At 32.2% G+C, this 6,300-nt stretch carries 4 protein-coding genes; 3 read left to right on the top strand and 1 reads right to left on the bottom strand.

Annotated elements, in window-relative coordinates:
- From VW161_RS08550 to VW161_RS08540, 3 genes are all read left to right on the top strand, one after another.
- On the top strand, window positions 1-3,113 hold a 3,113-nt coding region (locus tag VW161_RS08550; RefSeq protein WP_325192929.1), incomplete at its 5' end, for a transglutaminase domain-containing protein.
- Window positions 3,114-3,706: 593 nt separating this feature from the next.
- Window positions 3,707-4,543: a CBS domain-containing protein gene (locus tag VW161_RS08545; RefSeq protein ID WP_304085626.1), complete on the top strand. Its 837-nt coding sequence runs from the start codon at window positions 3,707-3,709 to the stop codon at window positions 4,541-4,543.
- Between the two features lie 168 nt (window positions 4,544-4,711).
- Window positions 4,712-5,230 (top strand): hypothetical protein, encoded by a 519-nt coding sequence (locus tag VW161_RS08540; RefSeq protein WP_304085628.1) that lies wholly within the window; start codon window positions 4,712-4,714, stop codon window positions 5,228-5,230.
- 62 nt (window positions 5,231-5,292) lie between these two features.
- On the opposite strand, the gene VW161_RS08535 is transcribed toward VW161_RS08540, so the two are convergent.
- Window positions 5,293-6,300: 7-cyano-7-deazaguanine synthase (locus VW161_RS08535; RefSeq protein WP_325192928.1), on the bottom strand; the 1,008-nt coding region annotated here is incomplete at its 5' end.

Raw genomic sequence — 6,300 nt, 5'->3', positions numbered from 1 at the left:
GAGGTGAAACAATTTCGCTAAAAAGCAAGACGTTATTTGCAGTGCTTATAAGCTTGTTCATAATTTCTATAGCAAGTGTTTCTGCAACTGATGTCAGTGATATTAGTGATAATCAAGATTCAAATATTCTAAATGATGTAGATTCTGGCAGTGGGATTTCCACTTCCGATGATTTTGTTGAAAATGGCACTGGCTCTGTTGGTTCTAGTATTTCATCTAGTTCTGATAGTCTCAGCAGTTCAACAGGTGTTGATGTTTCTGATTATGATGGGAATTCAATTGATTCAATCGGTTCAACCGGTTCAGATAGTAATTCTTGCGAGATCAGTTCAAAAGATGGATTCTCTTCAACAAATGAATTGTGTTCATCTACAGAAGGAAATGCAGAAGCAAATGTCTCAAGTGATGTCTTATGCTCTTCTGAAGATGGTGAAAAGGATTCAGTTAGTGCTTTAGCTTCTTCAGCAAGTGAAAAAAATTCTTCAGTTATAGAATCTTCAAGCACTTCCGTTGCAAGAGGGGATTATTACAATGTCACTTTAAGAGATGGAAATTCCGGCAATCCATTGGCTGGAAAAACAATAACATTTACATTTAATGGAAACAAGTATACAAAAACTACAAATTCAAAGGGAGTCGCTAGCTTATTGCTAAATTCAAGTCCCGGAACTTATGTGATTCTTTGCTCATATGCTGGTGATTCCAATTATGGGAACTATTCAAATTCCCAAAGCATAAAAATCGTAAAGACTCCAACAGCACTAGTTAATTCTGGAAGCTCTGTCGTAAATGGAAAAGCATATTACATTACATTGAAGGATTCATATGGGAATGTATTGTCAGGCAAAACTGTAAGTTTGACATTTAATGGAAAAACTTACAAGAAGACTACAAACTCTAATGGTAAAGTTAGCTTAACCATCAGCGGTACAGTTGCAAAGACTTACAAATTAACCTACAAGTATGCTGGAGATGCAAACTACAGTTCCATTGCTGGCTCAGCAAGCATCAAAATAAAGATGCCTACTGCTTTATCCGGTTCTGGATCTACAATTATCAAAGGAAACAAATACTCAGTCACATTGAAGGATTCAAGTGGAAAAGCATTATCAAGCAAAAAAGTCACTTTCACTTTCAGTGGTAAGAATTATACTAGAACTACCAATTCAAAAGGTGTGGCTAGTTTGACAATTAAGGCTGCTGCAGGAAAAACATATAGTTTTTCTTACAAGTATGCTGGAAGTTCATATTATGGAAGTTCATCTAAAACGGTTTCCTTATTTGTCAAGACACCTACCCAATTTGTAAATTCAGGTAGTTCAATTGCAAATGGTAAAACCTATTACATTACTTTAAAGGATTCTGATGGGAATGTATTGGCTGGCAAAACCGTAAAGATCACATATCGTGGAAAAACTTATACCAAAACTACAGATTCAAAAGGAAAAGTGGGATTGAAGATCAGTTCAACCATAGGATATACCTATAAGATTTCCTATAAGTATGCTGGAAATAGCAAATATGGTGCGATTTCAGGGTCTGTAAACTTAAAGATTAAGAAAGGCACAAGTTTGACAGGTTCCAGTTCAACTACAATTATCAAAGGAAACAAATACTCAGTCACATTGAAGGATTCAAGTGGAAAAGCATTATCAAGCAAAAAAGTCACTTTCACTTTCAGTGGTAAGAATTATACTAGAACTACCAATTCAAAAGGTGTGGCTAGTTTGACAATTAAGGCTGCTGCAGGAAAAACATATAGTTTTTCTTACAAGTATGCTGGAAGTTCGTATTATGCGGCTTCTTCATCAGGCACTATCAAATTGTCTGTAAAGATTAAAAGTGTCATTTCCAATTCTGGAAGTTCTTTAATGAATGGAAGTAATTATAAGATTGCATTGAAGGATTCTAATGGGAATCCTTTATCCAATAAGAAGATTGCATTCACTTTCAATGGAAAGTCATACACTGAAACTACCTCTTCAAATGGTGTGGCAAGTTTAAGCATAAATGTAAGCACCCCTAAAAAATATTCATTGACTTATAAATTTGGAGGAGATAACACATACACTTCCTCTTCTGGATCTGTAAGCTTGAATGTAAAGTCAGAATCTGTATTTACTGTTGCACAAGTTGTATCCGCATCCTCAACAGTTAAATCATATGTTGAGAAATATGGAAAGGTTCCATCTACAGTTTCTGTAAATGGAGTTTCATTAAATATAAGCAGTTTCACTTATTTGATGGGTAAAGCTGTTGTAAGCATTAATTCTGGAAAAACTTCTGGGGTAATAACTTTAGGAAATATCAGTTCAAGCTATTCAAATGGAGGAAGCACATCTATTAAAGGCAATTTGACTAAAGCCAATTACCTTTCATTGGCAAATAGTTTGGTGTCTTATGCAAATTCCAATAGCAGGATTCCTAATTATATTAATACAAGTTTAGGGTTGGTTTCACCAAAGCTCTACAGTTTTGGTCTTTCTAAAGTTTTAGTATTTTATTCATCTAATAATAGATTGCCTAATACTTTATCCCTTCTTTCAAATGAAGTTGATGGTTCAGGCAGTTCTGCAAGCAGTTCTTCAGTTACCAAAAAGGGAAACAGTTCCCAATACAAGACTGGTTTGAATGAAATTACAAATCTCACTGCAGCTCAGTTGAAATCATATTTAACCGCTTCTGGAAATGATGCCATTAACTCAGCAATAAAGAGTTTGGCAAGCAAACTTGTTTCTGGAAAGACTACAACATGGGCTAAGGCAGAGGCAATCTATAACTATGTTAGGGACAATATTTCATACAGTTTCTATTCCAACAGTAAAAAAGCTGCAAGCGGAACTTTAAGCAGCAAGTCTGCTAATTGTTGCGATCAAGCGAATTTGATAGTTGCTCTTTGTAGAGCAGCAAACATACCTGCAAGATTTTCACATGCTCAAGGTTGTACATTTTCCAGCGGTTTGGTAACTGGACATGTATGGGCTCAAATCTATGTGGATGGCATATGGTACTCTGCTGATGCAACAAGTAGCAGAAACAGTTTAGGTAATATTAAGAATTGGAATGTAAAATCCTTTTCTAGTTTAAAACAATATGCACATTTGTCTTTCTGATGGATGTGCATTTTGAATGATATCTGATAAATATATGTTTTGTCTTTGGGGAGAATATGTATTTTTTGATATCTGCTAATATGCTCATTTGCATTTACAATGAGCATATTTTAGAATTATATGTTCAATTATATTGAATTTTTTAAATGAAATAAATTGTTGTATAAATTTTTTAAATTAAATTCTTGAGTAAATAATGAGGGGAATTGGTTTGCACTGGTTCTTCTCTTTTAAAAGTTCTCATCCTCTTTTTTATTTTTTTTTAGTTAATTTAATTTATTTTTTTTTTTTATTTATTTTGCCCATTTTTCATAAAATTTTTTGCAATTATTTTTATTTTTCATAGGAAATAATTTGATATCCGACTATTCCTTCCAATTTTTGAAATAATTTATCACTTACATACTAAAATTATTTAAATGATAAACAATAAATTAATAAATGTATACTAAGAATACTACTTTGTTAAAAAATTATAACAAAAATTATTTTGGTATGTGATAATTAGGTGTTAAACAGATAAGAAAATAAAATGATTGAAATTATCACAATACTTGTCTTAATCTTATTTAAAAATCAATTAGGTGTTACTTATGAAAGTAAAAGATGTAGCTTCTACAGATGTTATTCATGTAACAGTTCCAGGAAGCAGAGAAGATGCTTTAAGAATCATGAAAAAAGAGGATGTATCTGTAGTGCCTGTTATTAAAAATGATACTAACAAATTAGTCGGGATATTAACTCGTTCTGATATGATTACCAATCCTGATGAAGAACAAATTGCTATGTTGATGACTAGAGATTTAATCACAGCAAAGATGGATGATGAATTAAAGACCGTTGCAGAAAAGATGGTGGAAAACAACATCAGAAGAATTCCTGTCATTAATGATGAAGATGAATTAGTTGGAATTGTAACTTCTTTTGATATTGTAGCTTTAGCTATTGCAGATATGGGAATCAAGGATCCTGTAGAAGATTACATGATTACAACCATTCCTGCAACTTGGGATGAAACTCCATTGAATGTTGCATTTGAAGTAATGAAATTCTTTGGATTGAAATCTGTAATCGGATTAAACTCCAACAACAGAATGACTGGTATCTTAACTGAAACCGATTTCATTGCTGAAAGTGAAATCATCTCTGAAAGAACTGAACATAGCTCTTCTGTAGGTACTGAAGGAGACAAATGGTCTTGGGACAGCACTTCTGTATTGTACATTGAGAAAAACCATCTCAAATTCACTGACAAAGTGTTCAAGGATGTTGCAATCAATGATGTTGTAACTGCAAACACTAAAACTAAAGTCTCTGTATGTGCTGAAAAAATGAGATCTCTTGATGTAGAGCAATTACCTGTTTTAGGAATTGAAGGAGAGCTCGTTGGACTCGTCAGAGCTAGTGACTTAATTAAAACTTTATTATAGTTTTAATTTTTTCTTTTTTTCTTTTCTTATTTTTCTTTCAATTTTACTATTTTTACTAATTAAGAAAGAAAATATTTGTTTCACATATTGCAAACTATTTAAATATTTATATTAGTTTGAATAAATAATGTAATATTAATTTTTTATGATTTTAATTTGAGTGATAAGATGTCATCTGAGCCTATTTTAGTAATAAAGGATAATGATTCAACAATTGGAATCAGAGCAAGAGTTGGAGAGGAATTCGCTGAACATGAAATCCAATTGAATGTCATGCTTGCATATTATTGGGATAATGATCTTCCTGTTATAGAAAGTTTGATAGACCTTTTTGAATCAGTTGTCAAAAGGACAATCAATGAAGTTCTTCCACATGAAAATCTTTTATTGAAATATGACCTTATCACAGATGACGAGATAGGGAAAGCAAGCAGATTTGAGATTCATCTAATTGAAGTTAAAGCGGATGATATTAGCTTAAGATTGGACGGAAAAATACTTGCATTAAAGGGCATTTCATCAAAAGAAGAGTATTCACAAGGAATTTTAGGCTTAAAACTTAAAAAAGAGGATGACTCAAATGATGGAATAATTGTTAAATCTGTTGAAAAGAATATTCCAACTGAAAAGAAGATTTCCTTTAAGGAGTTTGCAAGGCAGCAAAGATTAAAAAATAATAATCAATAATGTTTTGAAAAATAGAATTTTTAAAATTTTAATATTTTTTAAAAAAAGTAAATGAAGAAGAACTAAACAGTTCTTCTAATATATGGCAATATATTTACTAAAGATTCTTTTGCATCTTTCTTGTTTTTATTGTTTTTAATGCTTATCTTACCATCTCTAAATATCCTAGACTCTTTTTCATCAATATGCAATTTGATGTATCCGATATCTTCAATAGTCTCAATATTGCTTATATGGTCATTTTCCTTATTTTTAAGAATCCTATCGGTTTCTAAAATATTGATTCCAAATGGCAATCTCTTTCTAAGTGTAAGATTATTCGCTCCTTTTTCAAGTTCATCATCTAAGATGAGTTCATCATCACTTTCGATTGCTTTAAGATTCAATAGGATCTTGTCATATTGGGATAATTTCAATTCTTGAACTATGGGATCTATTTTTTCCTTATCTAAAATGGTATCCAAATCACTTAATTCTATTGTAGCCACATTTTTCTCTTCTCTAAGCTTTACTACATCAGAACCAGTGATTTCTTTAACATATCCTTCACAATGGTCAATTCTATTTACCTTATCGATAGTAACTATTTCATTGGTCTTCACTCTTGTTGCAAGACATGTTGTGGAATTTGAGTATTCAATATTATTTTCATCAAGGAACTTATGGATTTCAGGGGTTTCAAGTTCAGCTTCAATGAACGGACTTTCAATTTCAAACTCATATTTCATGAGTATCCCTGGCCTATCATGAGTAAGGTCTGTTACATTGTTTCCATCTATGATAATTTCATATCCTTCATCAAAAGCCCTTTGTTTAATTGCACCATACATCAATCTTCTGCATACTAAACATCTTTGTGGAGTATTTTCAACAACATCACCTACATCAAGGAAATTATTTTCAATAATCTCGTGTCTTATTCCAAGTTCAGATGTTCTTCTTTTTGCAAATTCCAAAAATCCAGTTGGAAAAATCTGGTTGTCATAAGTGATTGCAAGCACATCTGCACCAGCTTCCTTTGCAAGGTATGCAAGCAATGTGCTGTCTGCTCCACCAGAGAAAGCTAAAGC

The organism is Methanobrevibacter ruminantium, from assembly GCF_016294135.1.
Taxonomy (GTDB): Archaea; Methanobacteriota; Methanobacteria; order Methanobacteriales; family Methanobacteriaceae; genus Methanobrevibacter; species Methanobrevibacter ruminantium_A.
The sequence above is the reverse complement of the archived record's forward strand: the minus strand, read 5'-3'. Positions and strand labels throughout refer to the sequence as shown.

What these genes read in the sequence shown, in the direction of transcription:
- VW161_RS08540 (WP_304085628.1), top strand. Translation starts at nt 4,712, where the DNA reads ATGTCATCTGAGCCTATTTTAGTAATAAAGGATAATGATTCAACAATT.
- VW161_RS08545 (WP_304085626.1), top strand. Translation starts at nt 3,707, where the DNA reads ATGAAAGTAAAAGATGTAGCTTCTACAGATGTTATTCATGTAACAGTT.